Genomic DNA, 26,641 nt, shown 5'->3' with positions numbered 1-26,641 from the left:
CCGGTTCGGCCTGGCCGGGAGGGTCAGGAGCGCAGGAGCTCCTCGAGCCCGGCGATCGGGTCGTACCAGCCGAGATCGAGGATGAACGACTGCAGCGTCTTGTCGAGCCCGAACAGAACGGCCATCCCGACCAGGATGAAGGCCACGCCGACGGTCCGGCGGAACCATCCTGCGGGATCGGCCAGCCAGCCCAGCCGCTTGGCGAAGGACCGGCCGAGGTACGCCACGAGCATCAGCGTGCCTGCCAGACCGGCCGCATAGACGACGATGTAGAGCAGACCCTCGCCGAAGGAGACCGGCAGCACGGTCGCGACGATGAGCGCGTAGGTCGGGCTGCAGCTGCTGAAGACCGGCCCGAGCGCCGCCCCTGTGAGAATGTCTCCGCCCAGGCTCTGGCGTCCGATCGACGCGTCCAGGGCGCGGTTGCTGCGGTTCTGCAGGCCGAGGGCCGAGGACACCCGCTCCCAGAGCGTGGGGACCAGCAGGTTCACGCCCAGCAGCACCACGATGCCGCCGGCGATCACCTGCCACACCTGCGGCGGAATACCCAGCAGAGCCGTGGTCGCCTTGAGCAGCAGGGTGAATGCGACCACGCTGACGGCGAGGGAGGCCGCGATGACCAGCGGGCGGAGGCGCGCCCGACGCGGATCGGCCTCCTCGCTCACGATCGATCCCCCCACGATCACGGGCAGAAGCGGCAGCACGCAGGGTGCCGCGACGGTCAGGATGCCCGCGGCCAGGCTGACCAGGAGCAGACCGTCCACTACGGGGCAGCCGCGACGAGTGCGTCGACGCTGGGGTCTTCGGCGAGGATCGTCTTGCCGAGTTCGGAACCGTCGTCATCGACGTAGACCACGGTCGTCTGCAGGGTGACGCCGTACTGCTGACGCAGGTCGACGGCATTGTCGAAGTCGACCTTGATGATGGTGAGCCCGGCCGGGAGCGGGCCCGCGTTGATGTCTTTCTCCAGCGCCCGGCAATTCGGGCACCAGGAGGCGTGGAAGAAGAGCACCTTGGTGCCCTCGGTCTTCGCGATGATTCCGTCGGAATAGTCGATGTAGGCGCCTGCTGCCGTCGCCGGGGTGGGGGCCTCGCCGGCCGCCGGTGTGGCCGGACTGGCAGACGTGCCTGCCGGGTTGTCGGCCTGGCTTTCAACCTGCGTGCCGGCGGTGCTGCTTGCGCAGCCGCTCACGCCGACGACCACCGCAACGGTCAGTGCCAGTGCGGCAGCGCTCCTGTGCATGTTCATGGGGTTCCTTTGGCCACGGCTCTCACCGATAGGGGCTTGTGTCTAGTGCTTCCATCGTTGCCGATCCAGTGTCCGTCAGGTCTTACGGATTGCTTACGGCGTCACGACTTCAGCCGGCCGACACCAGGCAGGAAACGCCCGACGCGGGCGCCGTAGTCGGCGTAATCGGGGTGCTCGGACACGAGCATCCGTTCTTCCCAGCGCGCTTTGCCGGCCAGGAGCAGCACCAGGGCGAGCCAGGTGAGAATGTGCAGGGCCGAGGCGCCGATCAACGCCAGGCCGAGGCCGCCGGTCATCAGTCCGGTGTAGATGGGGCTGCGCACGAGGCCGTAGACGCCGCCGGTGACGAGGGGCGCGTGTTCCCGCGGGATCGGGCTCGCCGTGAGGGCCGGGCCGAGGCCGAGCACTCCGAGAACGGCGATGACCGCACCGGCGAGGGCGAGCAGGATCGTGACGACGACGACGCCCGGACTCACCGGCCACAACGTGCTGTGAGGCAGGAAGGCCAGCGCCAGCAGAAGCACGAACTGGGCCGACACCAGGGCAACCGCGAGCGCACGTTTCATGGCTCGAGGTTACGCCCCGGCGCCGGTCACCGGTGTCAGGCGGCAGCGCCGTCGCGGTCGCGGTCGCCGACTAGTTCGGGTTGTGCTGCATTATCGACAGCGCCCCATGGCCAGGCGCGATGACACATTTCGCGGCGTAGAGCGGCACTCCGCCCAGACCCGCCGTCTGGGTGAGAATGAGGACCGCCACAGACGGGTCGATGTTCAGCAGTTTCGCTCGCGTAGGGCCGGCGTTGGTTGCGACGACCTGACACATTCCATTCGTGAAAACGTGGCCGTCGGCCTGCATGGATGCGAGGAGCGTGCGGGGTGCCGCGGCCATCTCCGGGAGTTCGGATGCGATGCGCGCGCTCACATCGCTGAGGTAGCGCCCAGCGGGGAGATGTTCCTGAACGAGGGCCAGGGGAACACCGTCCTGCAGCAGGACACTCTCGCGGATCCAGGCGTTGGCAGCCGGGTCGAGCGCGAGCCGGCTGGACACGAAGTCGGTGAAGCCCTCCAACTCGAAGCGCACCGGCTGCACGGTCATCGTCGTATTCGGTTCGGCCAAGGCGATCTCAAATGGCCGCATCTGTTCCAGACCGCCGTGCGGGATCGAGTCCGTGACGAATCGCCCGACTCCACGACGGGTGACCAGCAACCCGTCTTCTTCGAGGAGCATCAGCGCCTCGCGCACAGGTGTGCGGCTGACGCCGAGCAGTGCGGAGAGCTCGGTTTCCCTGGGCAGCATCTCGCCGAGCCGGAACACGCCAGTGCGGATCCCCTCGGCGAGCCGCGTGTAGACAGCGACTCGAATCGGCTGCCCGGCGGCGAGCTGGAGCTGCTGTCCCAAGAACGTGTGGGGATCCAAACGGGTCGTCACGAGACCTCCTTGTCACTCTGACGTTATCACGTTTCACATAGTACTTGAGAGGTGTAACTTCATACTGCAGTCCAGACGAAGGAGTCACCATGACCACGACCAGCACACCGCACATTGATCCGAAGGGAGTGGAGATCGCCGAGACCATCCTCCTTCCCGGCGATCCCCTACGAGCGAAGTTCATCGCTGAGACGTACTTCGATGACGTCCGCTGCTTCAACGAGGTTCGCAACATGCTGGGCTTCACGGGCACCTACCAGGGACGCCCTGTGTCCGTCATGGGCACAGGGATGGGCATTCCCTCCATCTCGCTCTACAGCTATGAGTTGATCCACCACTTCGGGGTGAAGAACCTGATTCGCGTCGGTACCTGCGGCGCCCTGCAGGAGAACATGGACCTCTACGATGTGGTCATCGCCCAGGGCGCATCGACCGACTCCAACTATCTGGACCAGTTCAACCTGCCCGGCCACTGGGCGGCACTCTCGTCGTTCCGGCTGCTGGAGCAGGCCAAGCGAGTCGCCGACGAGCGCGGTCACCGCACCCACGTCGGCAACGTCCTCTCATCCGACGTGTTCTACAGCGCCGATCCCGACGCCCTGAGCAAGTGGATGAAGATGGGCATCCTGGCCGTCGAGATGGAGTCGGCCGGGCTGTTCGCCAACGCCGCGGCCGCGGGCGTCGATGCGCTCGCCATCTTCACTGTCAGCGACCAGATCGTCACCAACGCCAAGACCACCCCGGCAGAACGGCAAACCGCCTTCACCGCCATGATCGAGATCGCGCTGGAATTGGCCTGATGAGTACCGCAACCCAAACCACAGCCCCGGCCCGGGTCTTCACGCCGAGCCGTGCCGTCCCCGTCCTGTTGTTCCTCTTCGTCTTCTCGCTGGTGCTGGACAACGGCTTCAAGTTCATGTCCCCGGCTTTGGCAGAGAGCCTCGATCTCCCGGTCAACACCGTCAGCCTGCAAGCCACCCTGGCCGGAATCCTGATCGGTATCGGGGCCGTGGTCTACGCCGCGCTGGCCGACTCGATCAGTATCCGGAGACTCATCATCTTCGCGATCATCGTGATGACGATCGGGTCACTGATCGGCTTCGTCTTCCAGGGCGACTTCTGGCTGATCCTGGTCGGCCGGCTGATTCAGAGCGCCGGCCTGGCGGCCGCCGAGACCCTCTACGTGATCTACGTCACCAAGCACTTCACGGGCGACGAGCAGAAGAAGTACCTGGGCTTCAGCACCGCTGCCTTCCAGCTGTCCCTGTTGATCGGCACAGTAGGCAGCGGGTTCATCGCCACCTACATCGGCTGGGCTGCGTTCTTCCTGGTCGCGTTATTGTCCCTGCTGGCCATCCCGGTCGTGTTGCGGACGGTCTCCACGGAGACGACGGGCGGCGGACGCGTCGATGTGTTCGGCCTCTTCCTGATCGCGGTGTTCTCCACCGGGCTCATCCTGTTCATGCAGAACTTCAACGCGTTGTACCTGCTGCCCGTCGGCGCGGGGCTGATTCTCTTCATCTGGCACATCCGGACCCATGACAACGCCGTGATCACGAGCGCGTTCTTCGCCAACGCCCAATACTCGCTCATGATCATCGTGGTGTTCGTCACCTACTCGGTGCAGCTGGGTTACACCTTCCTGTTCTCGTTCCTGATTTCCGACGTGTACGACTACAACCTCGGCGAGGTCTCCCTGCTGCTGATCCCCGGATACATCGCCGCGGTGATCGTCGGCACCGCAACCGGCAAGATCGCCCGGTTCCTCACCTCCAAGCAGGCCATCACCATCGCCCTGATCGTGATCGTCATCGCGATGCTGATTCCGGCTCTGTTGGTGGGCCAGTGGATCGGGATCTTCGTGATCTCGATGATCCTGTTCGGGATGGGGTTTGCGTTGATGTACGGCCCGCTCGTGTCGACCGCCGTCATGCGGGTACCGGTCGAGAACACCGGTATCGCCATCGGCTTCTACAACCTGACCATCAACATCGCCGTGCCGGTCGGGATCGCCTACACGGCAGCACTGATGAAACTGCAGCCCAACCTCCTGGGCGGTATCACCGGCACCGACCAGGCATCCTCCTACGGGTCGATTCTGTTGATCCTGACCGGGGTCGCTGCCCTCGGACTCGTGCTCTACCGCGTCTTCGTCGGGGTTCTGGAGCGCACGGACACCGAGGTGACCACACCAGGCGGCCGTGACGATCGATGAGGGAATTTCACGAGACATTGTGACCCCAACCAACCGCTCCGGTGCAGAACGGCCTAAAAGGGCGGCGGATCGGCCACGTCGCCCGGAGGCTCGAACGGGATCGCGGGTTCCGATCGGTAGTGCAGGCCGCTGGGCGCCGTCCAGTGCAGCTCGCCGCCTGGCGACTGGGTCACCGCCCAGTTGGTTTCTGTCTTCAACCGATGGTCGGGCGCGCAGAGGCTGGCGAGGTTGTCGTAGCGGGTGATCCCGTCGGCCTGCCACTCGTGGGTGTGGTCCATCTCGGCTCGGGCCGCCGGCCGGTTACAGCCGGCGAATCGACAGGTTTCGTCTCGGATCACCAGGAGCCGCCGGAGGTCTTTCGGCACGCGGTACTGATTTCGGCCGACCGACAGCATCACCCCGGTCTCGGGATGAACGAGGATGCGGGTGAAGCTCGGGGCTCCTGCAGCCAGCTCGCGGGCCGTCTCGGGGTCGATCGGACCGCATCCCTCGAGGTGACCCGGCTCGTCGCTGCGGCCCAGCAGGGTGAGCACGGGCACCGTCACATTGACGGTGGCGCGGATGCCCCGGCCGAGCCCCGCGGGAGTGACGCCGTCGATCAGGAGGGCCGCGAAGGCATCCGCCCGGAGCTGGGCCAGGGTGCGGGGTTCGTCGGGGCCTTGCAGGCTGGCCGCCATGTCGTTGACGCGGTGGAAAATCGCCTGGGCGACCGGCAGCTGCTGGTAGCTGTGCAGCCAGCCCATGCCGTCGGAGGCGGGCTCGAACACGAGGGTGCGGTCGGACTGGCACTTCGCCCGGCGGGCGGTGATCGACTCCGGGTGGGTTTTCTCACGCACCCGGCGGGCCGTGCGGTCGAACTGGGCCACGGTGAGCCGCTTCGCTTCGGGCAGCATCCTGGCCTCGAATTCGGGCCGGGCTGCCTCGGGCAGGGACGCTGCATGTTCCATCAGCAGCCGCACGTGCGCGTAGCTGATCTGGCCGGTGGCGAGGGCATTGCGAGCGGCCGTGAACGTGCCGGTGAGGGCCTCGCTCTGCGATATGAGGTTGGAGGCCGAGGCCTGCGAGATGTGCAGCGCACAGGCAAGCTCGGAAACCGCGGTGCGGTAGGCGATTTCGAGGGCGTCCCACCGGGTGCCGGCCACGCCCGCCGACACGGCCTCGCTGTCGGCGGCGCTCTCTGCCGTGCTGTCGACCGTGCTGTCGAGCGTGCTGTCGAGCGTGCTGTCGAGATCGGCCGCGAGCCCCCGCTCGGCGGCCTGGGCCAGCGTGGCCCGGCGGGCCCGATCACGTTCGGCGGCGAGTTCGTTGGCGAGGCACCAGGCCCGCACCTGGTCGACCGCCTCGGCCCGCGCCGCCGCCACCGACGCGAGCAGTCGATCGGCGGCAGCGGCCGCGGAAACCAGCTCCGCCAGCACGCGCATCCTCCGATCGAGGGAGGCAGCGTCGCCGGACGATTCGGCCGTGACGATGCCGAACGCGCCGCCGTCGTCGAGCTCCTCGATATCAATGCTCTCGACATCGACACGCCCACTATCAAAGGCCTCGATGTCGCTGAGATCGGCCAGGTTGTCCATATCAGAAGTTTAGCACTGTTAGAATGCATATTCTAGAGTAGAAGACACTAAGTTCTAATTTCATCGAAGTTACTTCATCTCAGGCCTGCGCATCCGAACGGGGCAACCGGATCCAGGAAAACCACCTGACTCTTGACGATAGTGTGCGGTGCACAGTATTGTGAGCTGCATGAAGGATAGTGACGACTTCGACCCGCAACTCCTTGAATTGCGGCGCGGCACGATCGTGCTCGCGTGCCTGCACCTTCTCCGCCATGCCGGCTACGGGTACGGGCTGCTCGAGGATCTGGCCCGGCACGGCTTCGCCGCCGACGCCAACACGCTCTATCCCCTGCTTCGCCGTCTGGAGAAGCAGGGCTATCTGACGAGCGAATGGAACACCGAGGAATCACGTCCTCGCAAGTTCTACCTCACCTCGGCCGCCGGCCTCCGACTGGCCGACACTCTCACAACCGAATGGGCCGCGCTGACCGAAGCGATCGCGTCCCTCACCCATGGGAGAACTGAATGACTGCCACTCTGACTGACCGTTATATCTCCGCGACCGTGCGCACTCTTCGACAGGACGCACAGGCGGATGTTCGCGCCGAGCTCTCGGCCGCCATCGCCGACGACATCGAAGCACGCCTTGAGCAGGGCGAAGTGCGGCAGGACGCCGAGCGCGCCGTGCTCACGGCCCTCGGCGATCCGGATGTGCTGGCCGCCAGCTACGCCGACCGCCCCCTGCAGCTCATCGGCCCCAGGTACTACCTCACCTAGTGGAGGCTGCTGAAACTGCTCTGGACCATCGTGCCCGTCACGGCTGTCGTGGGCGTGCTGATTGCGCAGCTCATCGCCGATGCGCCCATCGCGGAGACCATCGGCACCCTGTTCTCCGTCGCGATCGGAACGATCGTGCACGTCGGCTTCTGGACGACCCTGGTCTTCATCATCCTGGAGCGCACCGGGGCCGACACCGGCGAACGATGGACGCTCGATGCGCTTCCCGAGCCGCAGGAGACCGGTGCCGGGCGTGGCGACCTCATCGCCTCGCTGGCGTTCCTCGGCCTCGCCGCGGGCGCTCTGCTCTGGGACCGATCCATCGGATTCGTCCTCGTCGCCGAGAACGGCGTGGACATCGGCGTCGGCCTCGGATCGCAGACCACTGCGATGCCGGTGCTCAATTCCGAACTGTGGCCGTGGTGGCCGGGCGGAATGCTCATCCTCATCGCATTCGAAGCAGCCCTGGCGATCGCGGTCTACGCGCGCCACGGCTGGACCACCGGCTTCGCGTGGCTGAACACGGTGCTCGCCGTCGTCTTCTCGACGGTGATCCTGTACCTGCTGATCACCAGTCAGCTGTTCAACCCGGAATTCGTGGATTACACCCTCGGCCGAGGGAATGTACCGTCGGAAGTGGGCCGCATCCTGGCCATTCTGCTCGGAGCGGGAGTGGTCGGAGTGTCCCTCTGGAACGCTATCGACGGATGGTTGAAGTCCCGTCGGTCAGTGGCGCACTGACCGGTCAGTGCGCCACTGACCGGTCGGCGCGAGCGCGACCCGACCTCAGTACCAACCAGAGGCCACCGACTTGTTCCAGGCCCCGCAGGGGTTGCCATAGCGGTCCGCGATGTAGCCCAGACCCCAGGAGATCTGGGTTGCCGGGTTGGTGGCCCAGTCGGCTCCGGCCGAGGCCATCTTGCTGCCGGGAAGCGCCTGCGGGATGCCGGTGGCGCCGCTGGACGCGTTGTAGGCATTCACGTTCCAGCCGGACTCCTTATTCCAGAGGCTCACCAGGCAGCCGAGCTGGTCGGCCCCCCAACCGTACTTGGCCGCCATCATGTCCCGGGCGATGGCCTGGGCCCCACTGGGGTTGGTGGGGGCGGCAGGGCGGGCAGGAGCCGGAGCGGCGGGCTTCGGGGCCGGAGCAGAAGGCGGCGGTGTGGCAGCCCTGGCCCGGGCGGCAGCCGCAGCCTGCGCCTGGGCGGCGGCCGCGGCATCCGCCGCAGCCTTTGCGGCGGCCGCGGCCGCCTGCTCCGCGGCAACACGGTCGGCCTCCGCGGTCGAGGCCTTCACGACCTCGGCTTCGGCGTTGACCTGCTCCACCAGATCGAAGACCCGCTCGGGGGCCAGAAGCGTGTACTCGCTGAGTGAGGCGACGGTGCTCGAGAGAGCCGTCGCATCCGTCTTGCCCTGGGCGGCCGCGATCACGCCGCCGGCACCGGCCAGGGTGGTGCGCGCGCTTGCGGACGCATGGGCCGGGACGACGCCAGCGAGACTCCCGGCCTGCTCGGGGTGAGGCCCGGTGGCCTTCGCCAGCACGGCGGTCACGGCGAGGCGCTCTTTTTCTTCGGCTGCGGCGGCCTGCGCGGCGGATTGGGCGGAGAATCCGCTGACAACGACAGCACCGACGGCGAGGACCGAGCCGGCCATCAGAAGGCGGCTGCGTAAGCGCCGCCGGTGCGTTTCGCGGTGGCGAGTGAACCCGATATCGGTACCCAGAATGGCGATCGACTCGGTGGCAGGTGCGTCAGAATCTCCCATTGAACTGGGAAAAAGGTCGGAGAGTGGGTCAGTGTGGCGAGAAGACGAATCAGAGTTTGGCATAACTTTCACAGGGCGAATCGCTCGTGCGGCTGCGCTCACGGTTCTTGTTCGACGTTCCACGGTCGGGGTCCCGGCCGGGCGAAGTTGCAATACTTCACGCGGTTACTGGATAAATCCTCATTTAAAGCTGGCAAAGTACTGAGAGGGCGGGGTGGTGGGATTGCCCTTTTACCGATTCGGTGGGCGCCTGGGGTGGGCGTGCAGTGCGTGACTTCGTGGTCCAATGGTCGGTGATGTCAATCCGCACCGCACCATCGCACCGCTTCGTTTATTCGACCGATGGGGTCAACCTGGCCACCTACGAGTTCGGCGATCCGACCGCCCCCACCGTGCTCGCCGTGCACGGCTTCGCCTCCAGCGGGATCACCAATTGGCACGTGACCGGCTGGACGCGGGCTACTCGCTCGGCGCCCGGGTGGGCTGGCAGGCCGCCCGCGAGTTGGAGGGCCGCATCACGCGGGCCGTGCTCGGCGGCATCCCCGACGATGACCCTCTCAAACGTTTCAAAGTCACGGATGCCCGCGCTCACATCGAGCACGGCACCGAGGTCGACGACCGTCTCACCGGCGCCTACCTGACCATGGCCCGCGCACTGCCCGGAAACGACCTCACGGCCCTCGTGGCCCTGGTCGAGGGCATGCGTGGCGGCCCCCAGCCGGGTGCCGCCAACGCCCCCGCACAGCCGGTGCTGTTCGCCACCGGGAGCAAGGACAGCATCCTCGAGGCTTCACGGGCGCTGGCCGCGGCCACACCGAACGGCCAGTTCTTCGAGGTTCCCGGACGCAACCACGTCAACGCCCCGACGTCACGCGCGTTCCGGGAGGCGGCGATCGGGTTCTTCCGCGGCGGGAGCAGCGGCAGTGGCAGCACCGGCACGGTAACGCTCGACTGATATCCTTTGCTCATGGGGGCAAAGACTTTTGAACGCGGCGTCGGCCTGGTCATCGCGCTGGTCGCCGGTGGTGCGGCCACCCTGTTGTGGTTCGTCGTGGCGTCTGGTTCGCCGATCGCGGGCGAGGCGCCCTCCGATGTGCTGTTCCTCGACCGGTGGCGGGTCTTCTACGACTTCGCCGCTCCGACGCCGCGGGTCATTCTCGCCGCCATCGCCCTTGCCGTCCTGTTCGCCGCGGGGATCGCCGCACTGGAACGAACCGCCCTGAGCAAGGCTCGCCGCTCCTTCAACCGTCGAACCACTCCCCTTTCGGCCGGAATCGTGATGGAGCGAACGCGGGGGGTCTTCGCCGGCCCGGTGACAGTGACCGTGCTGGTTCCCGCCCACAACGAGGAGGCATCGATCTTCGCGACGCTGTCCTCGTTGCTGGCCCAGTCACACCGCCCCGAACGGGTCGTGGTCGTGGCCGACAATTGCACCGATGGGACCATCGCCATCGCTCGTTCGCTGGGGGTCGAGATCTTCGAATCCCGCGAGAACACCTACAAGAAGGCCGGCGCGCTCAATCAGGCCCTGAAAACCGTGCTTCCCGGCCAGGGCGACAACGACCTCATCATGGTGCTGGATGCCGACACGACCCTCGACGACGGCTTCCTCGCCGCCGCCGTTGCTCGGTTCACCAGCGATCGGGCGCTCATGGCGGTCGGCGGGCTGTTCTACGGCGAAGACGGGTCCGGACTGCTGGGCCAGTGCCAGCGCAATGAGTACATCCGGTATTCCCGCGAGATCAGCCGACGCCGCGGCCAGGTCTTCGTGCTGACCGGCACCGCCTCGCTGTTTCGTTCCGGCGCCCTGCGCACGGTGGCGGAAAGCCGTGGCGTCAGCATTCCCGGGCTCAACGGGGACGTCTACGACACGGCTGCGCTCACAGAAGACAACGAGCTCACCATCGCCCTCAAGTCGCTCGGCGCGCTCATCATCTCCCCCTCGGAATGCACGGTCGTCACCGAAGTGATGCCGACCCTGCGCACCCTGTGGATGCAGCGCCTGCGGTGGCAGCGTGGCGCGCTGGAGAACATCGGCGCCTATGGGATATCGCCACCCACGTTCCGGTACTGGGCCCAGCAGTTGGGCCTGGGCTACAGCGTCATCGCCCTCGGCTCGTTCCTGCTCCTGCTGCTGGTGACCATCCTGGCCATTGACTCCTGGGTTTGGTTCCCGTTCTGGCTCGGCCTCGGTAGTGTCTTCCTCGCCGAACGGGTCGTCACGGTCTGGGCGGGCGGTCCGCGTGCCCGGCTGCTGGCGCTGACCCTGCTGCCCGAGCTTCTCTTCGACGTGTTCCTCGACTTCGTCTACCTCAAAAGCATTTTCGACATCACCTTCGGCCGACAGGCGGAGTGGGTCCACGTCGCCCGCGACGCTCCCACCGAACAACTGCAGCGGACGGCCTGATCCCGATGATGAACGCACTCTCCCACCTGGTTCCGACCGGATTGATTCTTCCCTCGTCGGTGCTGCAGTCGGAGGAGTTCGCCATCCTCACGGCATTCGTCGCGATCAACACCGTGATGTACGCGGCACTCGCGGCCGCGAAAATCCTGCCCAAGCTGCACCCCTTGGAATGGCTTCCGGGCCGGAACCGGCGGCGTGAGACCCGGAGCATTCATCCGGACGAACTCGTCTAGAGCCTTCGCCCGGAGTCCCCCGATCCGGCTCAGGCCGCGGCGGCCGGGCTGAGGAGCACCGAGCGCCGATCGAGGTGGATGCCCGCGACCATGCACCGCACGGATCCTCCCGCGAGCTCGATGGTGGGCACGGAGAGCGGAAGGATCGCGCAGCTCTGCTCGATGGTGCGCCGCTGCGTGACCGTGAGGCTGGCCAGCGCCCGCTCGGACAGTGCCAGCATCCGGCCATTTCTGCCGTGCAGTTCGATGGCGTTGCCCGCGAAGTTGCGGATCTGTTCAGGCCCGAGGTCGATCACCACGCGGCCCTCCGCAGACAGGCGTTCGACCACCTGGCTGCGCCGGGTGGCCGACTCGATCAGGCCCAGACCCACCAGTGCGAAATCCGTGGCGATGCACATCATGACGTTGGTGTGGTAGATCGCGGTGCCCGCGCTGTCGAGGGCGTCGAAGGCCATCGGCTCGTAGCCGAAGTTCGTGCAGAAGCGTTCGAGCGCGATCGGGTCGGCCCGTCGTGAACGGGCCACGTAGGCGATGCGCGCCGCATGATCGAGCACCATCGCACCGGTTCCCTCGAGGAAGACGTCGTCGAGTTCGAGCCCGGAGTAGTCGACGACGTCCTGCACGCGGTAGCGCTGTTTGAGCATCTCGACGATGTCGCCCCGGCGCTCCGTGCGCCGACTCGGCGCGTGCATCGGGTAGAGCGCCACGTGTCCCCCGGCGTGGGTGGAGATCCAGTTGTTGGGAAACACGCTGTCCGGGCGGCCCGGGCCGTCGTCGTCGAACAGGTGCACGGCGATGCCGTGGGCTTCCAGCTTCTCGGCCACCGCGGTCACCTCGGCGTAGGCTGCCTCGGCCACCAGCGCGGCGTCGTGCCCGGCATCCCGGGATTGGAAGGCGTTATCGTGCGCCGTCTCCGGATTCGGCGTGAAGAAGTGAGGCCTGATCAGGAGAACGGCTGACGGAGCCTGAACGGACACCAGGGTCAGACGAGAACGGGCGCGCCGGCGGTGACCAGTCCGAAGAGGTCCTTCGGGTCATCGGGGTCGGCGACCAGGTCGATGTCCGTGTAGAACGGGGTCTGATCGACGGCATCCTGCAGGAAACGGAGCGCCGAGAAGTCCTCGATGGCGAAACCGACGGAGTCGAAGACCGTGATCTGCTCGGCCGAGGTGCGGCCGGCGGCCTCGCCGAGGAGGACCTGCCAGATCTCGGTGACCGGGAAATCGGGGTGCATCTGCTGGATCTCACCCTCGATCCGGGTCTGCGCGGTGAATTCCACGAAGACGTCGGCGCGGTGCAGGATGCCCGCGTCCAGTTCGGTCTTGCCCGGGCAATCGCCGCCGATGGCGTTGATGTGCACGCCGGGGCCGACCATGGCGTCGGTGAGCACGGTGGCGTTCGCTTTGTCCGCGGTGCAGGTGGTGATCACGTCGGCGCCGGTGACGGCATCCGTCGCCCCCGTGGCCACGACGATCTCGAAACCGAGCGGAGCCAGGTTGCGCACGAATTTGGCGATGGCCTCGGGATCGGTGTCCCAGACGCGCAAACGGTTGATGCCGAGCAGCCCGCGGAAGGCGAGGGCCTGGAACTCCGACTGCGTGCCCGTGCCGATCATGGCCATGGTGTGGGCGTCCGGGCGGGCCAGGGCCCGGGCGACCATGGCCGAGGTCGCGGCGGTGCGGAAGGCCGTGAGAACGGTCATCTCGGACCAGAAGGTGGGGTAGCCGCTCTGCACGTCGGCGAGCACACCGAACGCGGTCACGGTCTGCAGGCCCCGCGACGGGTTCGACGGATGTCCGTTGACGTACTTGAAGCCGTAGGTGACGCCGTCGCTCGTGGGCATCAGCTCGATCACGCCGAGCGGAGAATGACTGGCCACGCGCGGCGCCTTGTCGAAGATCGGCCAGCGCCGGAAGTCCCGCTCCAGGTACTCGACCATGTCGGTGAGGATGCGCTCGACCCCCGTCTCGGCGGCCCAGCGGTTGATGTTTCCTACGTCTACAAAGCGCACCACGTGCGACTCCCCTCGATCAGGCTTCCAACCCTAGACATGGGCGATGTGTAGCCGCCATTCGTTTTCTGCCGCAATCTGCGTAGAGGATCTCACATTATGCTCAGCGTCTATATACACTGTGAGCAATGTATGTCCTCGACGACCTCGACCGCCGCCTGCTGTCCGCCCTCCGGGTGAACGGCCGCGAGCCCGTGGCCGGCCTCGCCCGCGACCTCGGCGTCACGCGGTCGACCATCAACAGCAGACTGAAACGCCTGACCGATTCGGGCACCGTGGTGGGATTCGGCGTGCGGATCCGGGAGGATCGCGACCCGAACTCCATCCGGGCCATCGCCCTGATCGAGGTGGAGGGGCGCGCGATCACCAAGGTGATTCACTCCCTGCGCGGCTTTCCCGAGGTGAAGGCCCTGCACTCGACCAACGGCGGCTGGGACCTCGTCGCCGAGTTGCGCACCGACACCCTCGCCGACTTCGACCGCCTGCTCGGGCAGGTGCGCTCCATCGAGGGTGTGCTCAACAGCGAGACCAGCCTGCTGCTCAGCTCGGTGTCGACCGACGAGCTCCCGGGAACCCGAGGGTTCTCGCAGTCCTGACACCGTCCGCGCCGCCCTGCCTCACCCGCGCTACATTCATGCCAGCGTCTTCGACCACGGCACGGGGAGTGTGCAGACCATGAACCCACAAGAGACCACCATCCTGGTCGGATCAAGCCTGCTCCTGGTCGACCTGGTCATCCGTATCGCAGCGCTGATCATCATTCCCCGCGACCGCAAGCCGACCGCGGCGATGGCCTGGCTGCTGGCGATCTTCTTCATCCCCTTCGTGGGGATCTTCTTCTTCCTGCTCCTGGGCAGCCCCAAGCTGCCCCGGAAACGCCGGGAGAAGCAGACGGAGATCAACCGGATGATCGCCGAGGGCTCTCCGACCACGGACCTCGTCGACGACCGGGACTCCTGGCCGCCGTGGTTCGCCTCGGTCGTGGAGCTCAACCGCCATCTGGGCGCCGTGCCCATGGTCGGAGGTAACCACGCGACACTGATCGGGGACTACAACACCTCCATCGAGGCGATGGCCGCCGATATCCACACCGCGCGGGACTTCGTGCACGTGGAGTTCTACATCGTCTCGTTCGACGACACCACGAAGCACTTCTTCGCGGCCATGGAAGCCGCCGTCAAACGCGGAGTCCGGGTGCGGGTGCTGCTCGACCACGTGGCATCCATTCGCACCGTCGGCCACCGGGAGGCCTTTGCCGAACTCGACCGGATCGGCGTGGCGTGGAACTTCCTGCTGCCCGTGCAGCCGTTCAAGGGCAAGTATCAGCGCCCGGACCTGCGCAACCACCGCAAGATCGTCGTCGTCGACGGCCGGGTGGCCTACATGGGCTCGCAGAACCTGATCGACCGCAGCTATCTCGCGGAGAAGAACCTCAAGCGCGGGCTGCAATGGCAGGAACTGGTGACCCGGGTGACCGGGCCCGTGGTCGGCGGGATCAATGCGATCTTCCTCTCGGACTGGTACAGCGAAACCGACGAGCTCCTGCACGAGCTCGTTCCCGCCGACACCGTCTGGCGGGACACGTCACTGCACGCCCTGGACTGCCAGGTCGTGCCCAGCGGCCCCGGTTTCGAGGGTGAGAACAACCTGCGCCTCTTCCTCGCGCTGCTGTACTCCGCGCAGGAGCGCATCATCATCACGAGCCCGTATTTCGTGCCGGACGAGGCGATGATGTACGCGATCACGTCGGCGCGCCAGCGGGGACTGGACGTGCAGCTCTTCGTCTCCGAGATCGGCGACCAGGCGTCGGTGTACCACGCCCAGCGCTCCTATTACGGGGCGCTTCTGAACGCGGGCGTGCGGATCTGGCTGTACCCGGCGCCGTTTATTCTGCACGCCAAGCACTTCTCGATCGATGACGATGTGGCCGTGATCGGGTCGAGCAATATGGACATCCGCTCGTTCATCCTCAACTTCGAAACCTGTCTGATGGTGCGCGGAAGAACCTTCGTCGACCGGATGCGGGAGGTCGAGGCAGGCTACCGGGAGGTCAGCCGGGAGCTGACCCTGGCGGAGTGGAACCGGGAGCCGCGCAGCGCGACCGTGTTCGACGGCCTCGCCCGGCTGACCTCGGCCCTGCAGTAGCCTGCCTGCGCTGGTGCCTAGTCGCGGGTGATCTTCCAGATGCCGTCGGCGAGGTCCTTGTCGGGGTGCTGCACCGTGGCGAACAGTTCCTTCGGGTTCTTGCCGAAGTAGATCCCGGTGGTCTCCGCGCCGGCGTCGGTCAGCGAGGCGAAGAGTTCGACGCTGTCGGACGCTCCGTCGTGGTTCCGGTCCTTGTCGGCCCGGTAGATGTCACTGAAGGTGTTGTCTTCCGCGATCCACAGGGCGCCGTCGGGTCCCTCGGCGAGGTTGTCCGGGTTGTTGAGCCCGCTGATCCCGGCGGCTTTGTCCTCCACCGGCACGTTCACGCCGGCTTCGACGAAGCTGCTGACGGTGCGCTTCTTCAGGTCGATCGCGATCACGCGCTCCTCGGAGGTGTTGGCCACGTACAGGGTCTGGCCGATGATCTCGACGTCCTCCGGACGACCGAACTCGGTGGCGCCCACGGCATTGGCCGCAGCGTCTGCGTCGACACGCACCTGTTCCTGGTCGAGGGCTACCCATTCGAAGGCGCCCACCTTCTCGGTGAAGGTGGCCGGGTTCCAGGTCTGTGCGGCATCCGTCAACCCGGTGATCTTGAGAGCGTGCAGCTGGCCCGAGGAAAGATCGCCGCGGACGGTCGGCACGAACCTGAAGATCGAGCCGCCGTCGAGTTCGTCGATGACGATGACGGAGCCGTCGGCCGCGACGTCGATACCCTCGTGACGGAGCGCGCCGAGTTCGGTGCGCTCCTCGATACGCTCAACCGTGGTCGGGTCCTTCTTCGCGAAGAACAGCTCGAAGACCTTGCCGCCGGCGGTCTCCTCCGTGATGAGCAGGCTGCCCCACGGGGTCCAGCGGATGCCGTCGAGGTGTTCCCAGTCCGCGCGCTGCGCGATGACGCTGACCGCGCCGGTCTTCAGGTCGGTCACGGAGACGGCGCCGTTCGAGCCGACCTCGTGGGTGTTGTACAGGTAACGGCCGGCCTGGTGACCGGTCTCGTTCTGGGTGTTCATATCGTGCAGGTCGTCGGTACCGGGGTAGACGTCGAGCACGGTCTCGTCCTGCACAAGGGTCTGGGTGAAGCCCTCCGGAACCGAATAGGGCACCGTCCAGTCGGTGCTGCCGAGGTTGTAGGCGGAACCGGCGAGCGGCACGAAATCGAAGGCGCCGTTCGCGGCGAGCGCGGCGGGGGCGATGCCGACGACTGCCGTGGCAGTGGCGGTGGCGGTGAGGGCGAAAACAGCAATCTTCTTACGCAAGGCGAAACTCCTTCGTGAGGTGTGGGTGAATCGCCATCGACCGTAATCGGGCCGTCTGGCGGGCGATGGTCGAACGGCGTCCAGCGGGTGTCCACCCGGTGAATTCCGGGTGCCCCGTCGCGGCGCGTAACAGTGCCGGGCCGGTGCCGGGCGCTCGCTATTGTTGAGCGCATGAAGCTGACTGCACTCGCCACCCTGACTCTCGTGGGGGCGCTGGCATTGAGCGGATGCGCCAGCACTGTTCCCGAGACCGGCACCACCCCCACCGCCTCCGCCACGGCCGCACCGGGCGACGGCTCCTGTACCGGCGTGAGCGTCGTCGTCGATTTCGGCGCGCTCGACGCCCCCGAGATCACGGACTGCGTCGACACCGGCGCAGCTGAGACCATCGCGGCGAGCACGGTGATGGAGACCGCCGGTGTGACGACCGAGGGCACCGTGGAGTGGGGCGACCAGGTGGTCTGCCGCGTGAACGACCGCCCGTCCGCCGACGAGACCATCGAGGTGGCGGGCGAGACCCCGTTCACCGAATCCTGCGAGTCCATGCCCGCCGCGGCCGCCTACTGGGCTCTCTGGGTGAAACCGGCCGCCGACGCGGAGTGGGAGTACGCCCAGGAGGGCATCGGCACCCTGGCGCTCGAGCCGGGCCAGTCCGTCGGACTCGTGTTCACGACCGGCACCGAGACGCCCACTCCCGGAAACTAGTGCTGCGTTTCCGGATCGCTCCCCTGCGCGCGGCGGCGTTGCTCGCAGGGGCGTTCGTGGGCATCCGGGTCATGTACCGCGTGGCCTTCGGCGGGGCGTCCGGCGGCGGGCAGCTGCTGGTCGACCTGCCGCGCCTGCCGCTCGGCGGGCCGTTCAGCCACGTGGCGTTGTTCGGGCCCGTCACCACCGGCGGCCTCGGCAACGCAGCATTGAGTGCGCTGCCCTTCGCCCTGGTGATTCTCACGTTCGGCCTGCTCAACGCGCTGATCGACGTGCGGCGCCTCTTCGCCCGCGGCGCCGACCGGGGCCCGCTGCGCGCCCTGTCCCGGTCGCTCGTGATCGCCTGGGCGACGTTTCCCGCACTGATCGAATCCGTGCGCCGCGTGCGCACGGCCGGAGCCCTGCGCGGCGAACGCTCGGCTCCGGCCCTGCTGGTGCCCGTCTTCGAGCAGACCGTGGAACGGGCCCTCTGCCTGGCCGCATCGATGGAGGTACGGGGGTTCGCCGCAAACCGCACTGCCCCCGCCGAGTGCGAGAAGCCCGTGGTGATGACGGATGCCTTCCTCGGCTTCGAGGGCCCCGGCGAGAACGAGCACGGCTGGCAGCTGACGGGTCTCACCCTCGATCTCGCCCCGGGCACGCTGACTGTGATCGTCGGTTCGACCGGGTCGGGTAAGACCAGCCTGCTGCACAGTCTGAGCGGGCTCTTCCAGCATTTCGACGACGGCACCCAGCACGGCTGGGTCGTGGTGGGCGGCGTCGACCGCGCCGCCACTCCCCCGCGCGAGACGGCCGGCTTCGTCGGGCTCGTCAGCCAGAACGTGCGGCTCTCGTTCGTGGCCGAAACCGTGCGGGATGAAATCGGCTTCGCCCTCGCGGTGCGCGGAGTCGCCGCCGTGATCGTGGAACAGCGGGTGCGCGAGGTGGCCGAGCGGCTGCAGATCGAGCACCTGCTCGCCCGGGGTATCGACGCGCTCTCGGCCGGCGAGGCCAGTCTGGTGGCCATCGGCGCCGCCCTGATCAACCGGCCGATCCTGCTGCTCGTGGACGAGCCGCTGGCCGATCTGGACACCCCGGCCCGGGAGCGCGTGGTGCAGGTGCTCGAACGCCTGGCCCACGAGGCCCGGGTCTGCGTCGTGGTCGCCGAGCACAACACCCGAGAGTGGGAGAGCGCGGCGGATGCCTGGCTCGAGGTGCGCGGCGCGCGCGTGCACGCGCTCGGTCCCGGGGAACGGCCGAGTGCGCTGGTCGCAGCAGAGACCGCACAGGCGTCGGCAGCGACGGCGCAGTCGACGGAGGTATCGAGGACGCGGTCGAGGGCGACAGCCACCGGGCCTGCGGAACGGCTCGCCGGCATCCGTCACCTCACGGTGCTGCACGGGAGCGAGCGGGCGGTCGACGACGTCTCGCTGGAGCTCTGGGCCGGCGACCTGGTGGCGCTCGAAGGGCGGAACGGCGCCGGCAAGAGCAGCCTGCTGCGGGCGATCGCTCTGCCGTCGAACCCCGGGAGCGTGATAGTCGCCGGGCGGGACGTGGCCGCGATGCGCCGGCGGGATCGGCGAACCGCCGTGGCCCTGGTTCCGGAGAATTTCGACGATCTGCTCTTCGCCGTCACGGTGGCCGAAGAATGCCGCCGGGCCGACCGCCGGCTGCGGCCCGCGGCCGGTGCCGGGACCGCGGCCCGGTTCGCGAACCTGCTTGGGCTGGGCTCCGTCACGGAGGCGGCGCAACTGATGCGGCGGCACCCGCGGGACCTGTCGGCCGGAGAACGCCTCTGCCTGGTCATGGCCATCCAGCTGGCGGCCGAGCCGCGGTTGCTGCTGGTGGACGAACCCACACGCGGACTCGATCCGGAGGCCCGGGTGCTCGTGGCCGCCGCGCTGCTCCGCGCCTCCAGCGAAACCAGCGCGGTACTGTTCGCCACCCACGACCGGGACTTCGCCCGGTGCCTGGCAACCCGGACGGTCGTCATGGCCGCCGGGCTGCTCGCCGAACCGGAACCGGTGCGACCGTGAGGCACCCCCGCGAGACAGGCTGGACGGGCTGGGTGCTCGGCGGCGGCAGCCTCCTCGCCGCCGCGGGCTTCGCCTGGCCGCTCTTCGCCGCGGCCCTGCCGGAGCACGCCCAGGCCGCGGCCCCGATCGTGGCCTTCGCACTCGTTCCGGCCCTGCTCGTCGCCCTCGCCCTCACCCTCGACCGGGAGATGTACACGGCCAAGACCGTTGCCCTGCTCGGCGTGCTCTCCGCGGTGGGTGCGGCGGTACGGATCGCGGGCATGGGTGTGGGCGGCGTCGAGGCCGTGTTCATCCTGCTGATCCTGGCCGGGCGCGCCTACGGCGCCCGCTTCGGGTTCCTGCTCGGCCTGCTCACCATCGCGGTGTCCTCGGTGCTGTGGGGCGGGTTCGGCCCGTGGACGCCGTTCCAGATGTTCGCCTGCGGCTGGGTGGGGGCCGGGGCGGCGCTGCTGCCGCGCATCCGTCGTCCGCGTCTGGAGATCGCGGCGCTGGTGGCCTACGGTGTGGCGGCGTCCTACCTGTTCGGCCTGGTGATGAACCTCTGGTTCTGGCCGTTCGCCGTGGGCACGGGCACCGACGTGTCCTATGCGGCGGATGCCCCGCTCGGCGAGAACGTCGCATCCTTCGCCCTGTACACCCTGGTGACCTCGACCCTCACCTGGGACACCGTGCGCGCCGTGACCACCACGGTCGGGATCCTGCTGGTGGGCCCGGCCGCCCTCGCCGCGCTGCGCCGGGCGAAGCTGGGCAGGCCGGGCAGGCCCGCCCGAGCGGCTACACCGAGAAGTACTTCGCTTCCGGGTGGTGGAACACGAACGCATCCGTCGACTGTTCCGGGTGCAGCTGCAGCTCCTCCGACAGGATCACGCCCATCCGCTCGGGCCTGAGCAGTTCGACCACCTTGCGGCGGTCCTCCATCTCGGGGCAGGCCGGGTAGCCCAGGGAGAAGCGGGCACCGCGGTATTCGAGCTTGAACATGCCGGCCAGTTCGGCCGGGTCCTCCGCACCCAGGCCGAGCTCGCCGCGCACCCGGGAGTGCCAGTATTCGGCGAGGGCCTCGGTCAGCTGCATGGTCAGGCCGTTGAGCTCCATGTAGTCGCGGTACTTGTTCTCGGCGAAGAGCTTCGCGGTGACGGTGTCGACATTCGCGCCGGCCGTGACCAGCTGGAGGGCGACGACATCCGTCTGGCCGGAGTCTCGTGGCCGCACGAAGTCGGCCAGGCACAGGTGCCGGTCCCGGCGCTGCCGGGGGAAGGAGAAGCGCAGGCGCTCGCTGCCCACGGTTGCGCCCGACCCGCCGTCGGGGGCGAGCAGGCCGGGCACACCCAGCACGCCGGACGGGTCGTCGCCATGGTGCAGCACGACCAGGTCGTCTCCCTCGCTGTACGCGGGGAAGTAGCCGTAGGCGACGGAGGCGTCGAGGATGCCCTCGGCCAGGATGCGGTCGAGCCAGTAGCGCAGCCGGGGGCGACCCTCGGTATCGACCAGGTGCTGGTAGCTCGCGCCGTCCTCCCCCCGGCTGGGCTTCAGACCCCACTGCCCCATGAAGGTGGCCCGCTCGTCGAGGAAAGCGGAATACTCGGCCAGCGCGATCCCCTTGACGATGCGGGTGCCCCAGAACGGCGAAACGGGCACGGGGTTGTCGGCGGCGACATCGGAGCGGGCCGGCATGGCCTCCGGCTCGGTGACGGTGAGCAGGCTGCGCTTGTGGATGCGTTTCTTGAGCGGCGGCAGACCCACGGATGCCGGGTCGGCGCCGCGTGCGACGGCGACCAGCGGCTCCATCAGGGCCAGCCCCTCGAAGGCGTCCCGCGCGTAGCGCACGGTGCCCCCGAACAGCTCGGCGAGGTCCTCCTCGACGTAGGCCCGGGTGAGGGCGGCCCCGCCGAGGATCACCGGCCACTTTTCGGCCAGCCCGCGGGTGTTCAGTTCGAGCAGGTTCTCCTTCATCACCACGGTGGACTTGACGAGCAGCCCGCTCATGCCGATCACGTCGGCATTGTGCTCCTCGGCCGCCTGGATGATCTCGGTGATCGTCTTCTTGATGCCGATGTTGATCACGTCGTAGCCGTTGTTGGTGAGGATGATGTCGACCAGGTTCTTGCCGATGTCATGCACGTCGCCGCGCACCGTGGCCAGCACCATGGTGCCCTTGCCGGCCGCCGCGGACTTCTCCATGTGGGGTTCGAGCAGCGCGACCGCGGTCTTCATCACCTCGGCCGACTGCAGCACGAACGGCAGCTGCATCTCGCCGCTGCCGAAGCGCGCGCCCACCACCTGCATGCCGGCGAGGAGGTGCACGTTGACGATGTCGAGGGCGCTCTGCCCGCCGGCCCGCGCGAGGTCGAGGTCGCCCTCGAGCCCTTTGGCCTCACCGTCGATGATGCGGCGTTCGAGGCGCTCGCCCACCGGCAGGGCCGCGAGCTCGGCGGCGCGCTCGTCTTTCAGCGCGGCCGAGTCGACCCCGGCGAACAGGTCGAGCAGGGCCGCCAGGGGGTCGTAGCTCAGGTTGCCCTCGGCGTCGTATTCGCGCTTGTCCCAGACCAGGTCGAGAGCCACCTTGCGCCGGTCGTCCGGCACCGACGCCAGCGGCACGATCTTGGCCGAGTTGACGATGGCGGAGTCGAGCCCGGCCTCGGTGGCCTCGTGCAGGAACACCGAGTTGAGCACCGACCGGGCAGCGGGATTCAGGCCGAAGGACACATTCGAGACACCGAGGGTGGTGTGGATGCCCGGGTAGAGGGCCTTGATCCGGCGGATCGCCTCGATGGTCTCGATCCCGTCCCGGCGAGTCTCCTCCTGACCGGTGGCGATCGGGAAGGTGAGGGCGTCGACGATGATGTCCTCGACCCGCATACCCCACTCGTTCACCAGGGTCTCGACCAGCCGGGTGGCGATGCGCACCTTGTGCTCCGCGGTGCGGGCCTGGCCCTCCTCGTCGATGGTCAGCGCGATCACGGCCGCGCCGTGCTCCGTGACCAGCGGCATGATCCGGCCGAAGCGGGAGCCCGGGCCCTCGCCGTCCTCGAAGTTGACGGAGTTGACGACCGGGCGGCCGCCGATGAGCTCCATGCCGGCCTGCAGCACCGCGGGCTCGGTCGAGTCGACCACGAGCGGCAGGGTGGAGGCGCTGGCGAGCCGGGACACCACCTGGCGGATGTCGGCGACGCCGTCCCGCCCGACGTAGTCGATGCAGACGTCGAGCAGGTGGGCGCCGTCGCGCACCTGGGCGCGGGCGATGTCGACGCAGTCGTCCCAGCGTTCCTCGAGCATGGCGTCGCGGAAGGCCCGGGACCCGTTGGCGTTGGTGCGTTCCCCGATCGCCAGGAACGCAGCGTCCTGGTCGAAGCTGACGTGCTGGTAGAGGCTGGCGACGCCGGGATCCTCCTCGATGCGGCGGGCGCGCACGGGCGTGCCCCGCAGCCGGTCGACGACCGCCTGCATGTGCGCGGGGGTGGTGCCGCAGCATCCGCCGACCAGACCCAGGCCGAACTCCTTGACGAACTGTTCGTGCGCCGTGGCCAGCTGGTCGGGGGTGAGCGGGTAGCTCGCCCCGGTGGCGGTCAACTGCGGCAGGCCGGCATTGGGCATGCACATGACGGGCACGTGCGAGTACGTGGAGAGATGGCGGAGGTGCTCACTCATCTCGGTCGGTCCGGTCGCGCAGTTGAGGCCGATCGCGTCGATGCCGAGCGGCTCGAGGGCCGTGAGCGCCGCGCCGATCTCGCTGCCCATCAGCATGGTGCCGGTGGTTTCGACCGTGACCAGGGTGAAGATCGGCAGACGGATGCCCGTCTCCGCGATCGCCTGCTTGCACCCGTTCACCGCGGACTTGGTCTGCAGCAGGTCCTGGGAGGTCTCGATCAGGAAGGCGTCGGCGCCGCCGCGGATGAGTCCGCGTGCCTGCTCGGCGAACGTCGCCTTGAGGTGGGCGTAGGTGGTGTGGCCGAGGCTGGGCAGTTTCGTGCCCGGCCCCATCGAGCCGAGTACCCAGCGCATCCGGCCGTCGCGGGCCTCGAAGGCCTCCACGCTCCGGCGGGCGATCTCCGCCCCCAGGCGGGCGAGCTCTTCGATGCGGTCTTCGATGTCGTAGTCGGAGAGGTTCGACCAGTTCGCACCGAACGTGTTGCTCTCCACCGCGTCGATACCGGTGTCGAGGTAGGCGTCGTGGATGGCCTCGATCATGTCGGGCCGGGTGACGTTCAGGATCTCGTTGCAGCCCTCGAGCTGCTGATAGTCGTCGAGGCTGGGGTTGTGCTCCTGCAGCATGGTGCCCATGGCGCCGTCGGCGATGACGACCCGCTCGGCGAGCGCGTCGAGCAGGGCCTGGGCCCGGACCGGTCGCTCGGCGTTCACGAAGCCCGGTGCGGCGGCGTCGGGGAGCAGGGCGTCGTGGGCACGGGGTTGCGTCATCCGGCCAGTTTAGAGGCGTGGCGCGCGGGCCTGTCCCGTGTTACGCCGGGCTTCTTCCGCCTCAGGGCCTCGGGCACACTCCCCCCGGACGATCGCGGAAATCCATCTGTTTTCCGGCTACCCCGGCGAGTAGCGTGGTTGGCAGAAAGGAGAGTATTCCAGATGACCACTACAGAGGACGTCAGCAACACCGAGGGCGGGCCCCAGCCTGTCCGACCGGATTTCGTTTCCGGCCCCTGGCAGGATTCGATCGATCTGCGCGATTTCATCCAGCGCAATTACACACCGTATCTGGGCGACGCGAGCTTCCTCGCCGGACCCACCGACCGCACGACGGGGATCTGGGACAGGCTATCCGCGATGTTCCCCGAGGAACGCCGCAAGGGCGTCTACGACGTCGATGCGACCACGCCGGCCTCCATCACCGCTCACGCCCCCGGTTACATCGACCGGCCCAACGAGGTCATCGTCGGCCTGCAGACGGATGCCCCGCTCAAGCGGGCGATCATGCCCTTCGGTGGCTGGCGCATGGTCGCCACCTCGCTCGAAACCTACGGCTACCCCGTCTCGCCCGAGTTGGAGAAGATCTTCACGGACTACCGCAAGACGCACAACACCGCCGTCTTCGACGTCTACCCGCCGGCGGTGCGCCGTGCGCGCAACAGCCACCTGATCACGGGTCTGCCGGATGCGTACGGCCGTGGCCGGATCATCGGCGACTACCGCCGGGTGCCGTTGTACGGCGTTGACGCCCTGATCGCGGCCAAGAAGAACGACCGGGCCGAGTTCGACATGGAGCCCTCGACCGAGGACGTCATCCGCGCCCGCGAGGAGAACTCCGAGCAGATCCGGGCTCTGAAGGAACTCGTCCAGATGGCTGCAAGCTATGGTTTCGACATTTCGAAGCCGGCCGTCACGGCGAAGGAGGCCGTGCAGTGGCTGTATTTCGCCTACCTCGGTGCGGTCAAGGAGCAGAACGGCGCAGCCATGTCGTTCGGCCGGAACGCGGCGTTCCTCGACGCGTACATGGAGCGCGACCTGGCCGCCGGAGTACTGACCGAGGAAACCGCCCAGGAGCTCATCGACGACCTCGTGATCAAACTGCGGATCGTGCGCTTCCTGCGCACCCCGGAATACGACGAGATCTTCGCCGGTGACCCGACCTGGGTGACCGAGTCGCTGGGCGGGGTCGGAAACGACGGCCGTCCGCTCGTCACCAAGACCACGTTCCGGTTCCTGCAGACGCTGTACAACATCGGCGCGGCCCCCGAGCCGAACCTGACCGTGCTGTGGAGCCAGTCATTGCCGGACGGCTTCAAGCGTTTCTGCGCCCAGGTCTCCATCGATACCTCGGCGATCCAGTTCGAGTCGGACGAGATCCTCCGGGCCGCGATGGGTGACGACGTCGCGATCGCCTGCTGTGTCTCGCCGATGCGCGTGGGCAAGCAGATGCAGTTCTTCGGCGCCCGCGTCAACGCCGTCAAGGCACTGCTGTACTCGATCAACGGCGGCAGGGACGAGATGTCGGGCAAGCAGGTCGCCCCGGAGACCGTGCCGAACGCCGACGAGGTGCTCTCCTACGACACCGTCTTCCCGGCCTACCTGGAGACGCTCGAATGGCTCGCCGAGACCTATATCAACGCGCTGAACTGCATCCACTACATGCACGACAAGTACGCCTACGAGCGTCTCGAAATGGCGCTGCACGACAAGGACATCATCCGCACCATGGCGTGCGGCATCGCCGGCCTCAGCGTGGTCGCCGACTCCCTGTCGGCCATCAAGTACGCCACGGTCCGCCCGGTGCGCGACGAGAGGGGCCTGGTCGTGGACTACGACGTCGAGGGCGAGTTCCCCCTCTTCGGCAACGATGACGACCGGGTCGACTCCATCGCGGTGGACATCGTCGAGCGGTTCATGAACATGATCCGCAGCCACCCGACCTACCGCGACGCCATCCCCACCCAGTCGATCCTGACGATCACGTCCAACGTGGTCTACGGCAAAGCCACCGGCAACACACCCGATGGTCGCCGCGCCGGCGAGCCGTTCGCCCCCGGCGCCAACCCGATGAACGCTCGTGACACGCACGGGATCCTCGCCTCCGCGCTCAGCGTCTCCAAGCTCCCGTTCAGCGACGCGCAGGACGGCATCTCGCTGACCAGCACGGTCGTGCCCAGTGGTCTCGGCCACACCCGGGACGAGCAGATCACGAGTCTGGTCGGGCTGATCGACGCGTACACGTCGGCCACCGGGTACCACATCAACGTGAACGTGCTCAATCGGGACACCCTCGAGGACGCCATGGAGCACCCGGAGAACTACCCGCAGCTGACGATCCGCGTGTCCGGCTACGCGGTGAACTTCGTACGACTCACCCGCGAGCAGCAGATGGATGTGATCAGCCGCACGTTCCACCAGCAGTGACCGGCCAGCAATGACCGGCCAGCCATGACCAGCAATG

The 26,641-nt window shown here is 67.5% G+C and carries 24 protein-coding genes; 14 read left to right on the top strand and 10 right to left on the bottom strand.

Annotated features, from left to right (window positions below):
* Nucleotides 1-23: 23 nt before the first annotated feature.
* From AC0J5J_RS00860 to AC0J5J_RS00845, 4 genes are all read right to left on the bottom strand, one after another.
* A complete protein-coding gene (locus tag AC0J5J_RS00860; RefSeq protein WP_134422795.1) occupies nt 24-764 on the bottom strand; it encodes a cytochrome c biogenesis CcdA family protein in 741 nt (246 codons plus the stop codon).
* Nucleotides 764-1,249 carry a thioredoxin family protein gene (locus AC0J5J_RS00855; protein WP_134422793.1) on the bottom strand — a complete coding sequence of 162 codons (486 nt, stop codon included), beginning with the start codon at nt 1,247-1,249 and terminating at the stop codon, nt 764-766. The genes AC0J5J_RS00860 and AC0J5J_RS00855 overlap by 1 nt, the downstream gene beginning before the upstream one ends.
* A gap of 101 nt (nt 1,250-1,350) precedes the next feature.
* Complete coding sequence (locus AC0J5J_RS00850; protein WP_474899007.1) at nt 1,351-1,815, bottom strand: methyltransferase family protein; 465 nt, start codon at nt 1,813-1,815, stop codon at nt 1,351-1,353.
* A gap of 70 nt (nt 1,816-1,885) precedes the next feature.
* Complete coding sequence (locus tag AC0J5J_RS00845; protein ID WP_134422789.1) at nt 1,886-2,677, bottom strand: GntR family transcriptional regulator; 792 nt, start codon at nt 2,675-2,677, stop codon at nt 1,886-1,888.
* Nucleotides 2,678-2,766: 89 nt separating this feature from the next.
* Here AC0J5J_RS00845 and deoD point away from each other — a divergent pair, with 89 nt between their 5' ends.
* Complete coding sequence (gene deoD / locus AC0J5J_RS00840; protein WP_474899006.1) at nt 2,767-3,477, top strand: purine-nucleoside phosphorylase; 711 nt, start codon at nt 2,767-2,769, stop codon at nt 3,475-3,477.
* Nucleotides 3,477-4,892 (top strand): MFS transporter, encoded by a 1,416-nt coding sequence (locus AC0J5J_RS00835; RefSeq protein ID WP_134422785.1) that lies wholly within the window; start codon nt 3,477-3,479, stop codon nt 4,890-4,892. The genes deoD and AC0J5J_RS00835 overlap by 1 nt, the downstream gene beginning before the upstream one ends.
* Nucleotides 4,893-4,945: 53 nt before the next feature.
* Here the strand turns inward: AC0J5J_RS00835 and AC0J5J_RS00830 are convergent, their stop codons facing one another.
* The gene (locus tag AC0J5J_RS00830) at nt 4,946-6,466 is read right to left on the bottom strand and encodes an HNH endonuclease (RefSeq protein WP_474899004.1); all 1,521 of its coding nucleotides are present in this window, start codon (nt 6,464-6,466) and stop codon (nt 4,946-4,948) included.
* Nucleotides 6,467-6,635: 169 nt separating this feature from the next.
* Here AC0J5J_RS00830 and AC0J5J_RS00825 point away from each other — a divergent pair, with 169 nt between their 5' ends.
* Genes AC0J5J_RS00825 through AC0J5J_RS00815 form a run of 3 tightly spaced genes read left to right on the top strand, consistent with a single transcriptional unit; the run spans nt 6,636 to nt 7,966 of the window.
* Nucleotides 6,636-6,977 carry a PadR family transcriptional regulator gene (locus tag AC0J5J_RS00825; protein WP_134422781.1) on the top strand — a complete coding sequence of 114 codons (342 nt, stop codon included), beginning with the start codon at nt 6,636-6,638 and terminating at the stop codon, nt 6,975-6,977.
* On the top strand, nt 6,974-7,225 hold the full coding sequence (locus AC0J5J_RS00820) for a permease prefix domain 1-containing protein (protein ID WP_474899002.1): 252 nt from the start codon (nt 6,974-6,976) through the stop codon (nt 7,223-7,225). The genes AC0J5J_RS00825 and AC0J5J_RS00820 overlap by 4 nt, the downstream gene beginning before the upstream one ends.
* A gap of 30 nt (nt 7,226-7,255) precedes the next feature.
* Complete coding sequence (locus AC0J5J_RS00815; RefSeq protein WP_474899001.1) at nt 7,256-7,966, top strand: hypothetical protein; 711 nt, start codon at nt 7,256-7,258, stop codon at nt 7,964-7,966.
* 45 nt (nt 7,967-8,011) lie between these two features.
* Here the strand turns inward: AC0J5J_RS00815 and AC0J5J_RS00810 are convergent, their stop codons facing one another.
* Nucleotides 8,012-8,989 carry an aggregation-promoting factor C-terminal-like domain-containing protein gene (locus AC0J5J_RS00810; protein WP_474899000.1) on the bottom strand — a complete coding sequence of 326 codons (978 nt, stop codon included), beginning with the start codon at nt 8,987-8,989 and terminating at the stop codon, nt 8,012-8,014.
* A gap of 433 nt (nt 8,990-9,422) precedes the next feature.
* Here AC0J5J_RS00810 and AC0J5J_RS00805 point away from each other — a divergent pair, with 433 nt between their 5' ends.
* The 3 genes from AC0J5J_RS00805 to AC0J5J_RS00795 are packed head-to-tail and all read left to right on the top strand — an operon-like array spanning nt 9,423 to nt 11,629.
* Nucleotides 9,423-9,944, top strand: a complete 522-nt coding sequence (locus AC0J5J_RS00805) for an alpha/beta fold hydrolase (protein WP_474898998.1) — start codon at nt 9,423-9,425, stop codon at nt 9,942-9,944.
* A 12-nt stretch (nt 9,945-9,956) separates the two neighbouring features.
* A complete protein-coding gene (locus AC0J5J_RS00800; protein WP_474898997.1) occupies nt 9,957-11,396 on the top strand; it encodes a glycosyltransferase family 2 protein in 1,440 nt (479 codons plus the stop codon).
* A gap of 5 nt (nt 11,397-11,401) precedes the next feature.
* A complete protein-coding gene (locus tag AC0J5J_RS00795) occupies nt 11,402-11,629 on the top strand; it encodes a hypothetical protein (RefSeq protein WP_474898996.1) in 228 nt (75 codons plus the stop codon).
* 29 nt (nt 11,630-11,658) lie between these two features.
* On the opposite strand, the gene ctlX is transcribed toward AC0J5J_RS00795, so the two are convergent.
* Together ctlX and AC0J5J_RS00785 are read right to left on the bottom strand one after the other, a co-directional pair.
* Nucleotides 11,659-12,606 (bottom strand): citrulline utilization hydrolase CtlX, encoded by a 948-nt coding sequence (gene ctlX / locus AC0J5J_RS00790; RefSeq protein ID WP_474898994.1) that lies wholly within the window; start codon nt 12,604-12,606, stop codon nt 11,659-11,661.
* Between the two features lie 5 nt (nt 12,607-12,611).
* Nucleotides 12,612-13,643: an ornithine cyclodeaminase gene (locus tag AC0J5J_RS00785; RefSeq protein ID WP_134422536.1), complete on the bottom strand. Its 1,032-nt coding sequence runs from the start codon at nt 13,641-13,643 to the stop codon at nt 12,612-12,614.
* Between the two features lie 125 nt (nt 13,644-13,768).
* Between AC0J5J_RS00785 and AC0J5J_RS00780 the strand changes: the two genes are divergently transcribed.
* Entirely contained in the window at nt 13,769-14,236 is a 468-nt protein-coding gene (locus AC0J5J_RS00780; RefSeq protein ID WP_134422534.1) for an Lrp/AsnC family transcriptional regulator, read from the top strand.
* Between the two features lie 79 nt (nt 14,237-14,315).
* Nucleotides 14,316-15,785: a cardiolipin synthase gene (cls, locus tag AC0J5J_RS00775; RefSeq protein WP_474898992.1), complete on the top strand. Its 1,470-nt coding sequence runs from the start codon at nt 14,316-14,318 to the stop codon at nt 15,783-15,785.
* 17 nt (nt 15,786-15,802) lie between these two features.
* Here cls and AC0J5J_RS00770 read toward each other — a convergent pair whose 3' ends face one another.
* Nucleotides 15,803-17,044, bottom strand: coding sequence for an alkaline phosphatase PhoX (locus tag AC0J5J_RS00770; protein WP_474898990.1), 1,242 nt, complete (start codon nt 17,042-17,044; stop codon nt 15,803-15,805).
* Between the two features lie 171 nt (nt 17,045-17,215).
* Between AC0J5J_RS00770 and AC0J5J_RS00765 the strand changes: the two genes are divergently transcribed.
* From AC0J5J_RS00765 to AC0J5J_RS00755, 3 genes are read left to right on the top strand one after another with little or no spacing between them, the layout of a single operon-like run.
* On the top strand, nt 17,216-17,749 hold the full coding sequence (locus tag AC0J5J_RS00765; RefSeq protein ID WP_474898988.1) for a hypothetical protein: 534 nt from the start codon (nt 17,216-17,218) through the stop codon (nt 17,747-17,749).
* Entirely contained in the window at nt 17,749-19,764 is a 2,016-nt protein-coding gene (locus tag AC0J5J_RS00760) for an ATP-binding cassette domain-containing protein (protein WP_474898987.1), read from the top strand. Before AC0J5J_RS00765 ends, AC0J5J_RS00760 begins: the two co-directional genes overlap by 1 nt.
* The gene (locus AC0J5J_RS00755) at nt 19,761-20,651 is read left to right on the top strand and encodes an ECF transporter S component (RefSeq protein WP_474898985.1); all 891 of its coding nucleotides are present in this window, start codon (nt 19,761-19,763) and stop codon (nt 20,649-20,651) included. The genes AC0J5J_RS00760 and AC0J5J_RS00755 overlap by 4 nt, the downstream gene beginning before the upstream one ends.
* Here the strand turns inward: AC0J5J_RS00755 and metH are convergent.
* A complete protein-coding gene (gene metH / locus AC0J5J_RS00750) occupies nt 20,539-24,177 on the bottom strand; it encodes a methionine synthase (protein WP_474898984.1) in 3,639 nt (1,212 codons plus the stop codon). The two genes, AC0J5J_RS00755 and metH, sit on opposite strands and share 113 nt — an antisense overlap.
* Before the next feature lie 162 nt (nt 24,178-24,339).
* Between metH and pflB the strand changes: the two genes are divergently transcribed.
* Nucleotides 24,340-26,604, top strand: coding sequence for a formate C-acetyltransferase (gene pflB / locus AC0J5J_RS00745; RefSeq protein ID WP_474898982.1), 2,265 nt, complete (start codon nt 24,340-24,342; stop codon nt 26,602-26,604).
* Nucleotides 26,605-26,641 lie beyond the last annotated feature (37 nt).

Source organism: Cryobacterium sp. TS_SC_7, assembly GCF_056156285.1.
The sequence above is the reverse complement of the archived record's forward strand: the minus strand, read 5'-3'. Positions and strand labels throughout refer to the sequence as shown.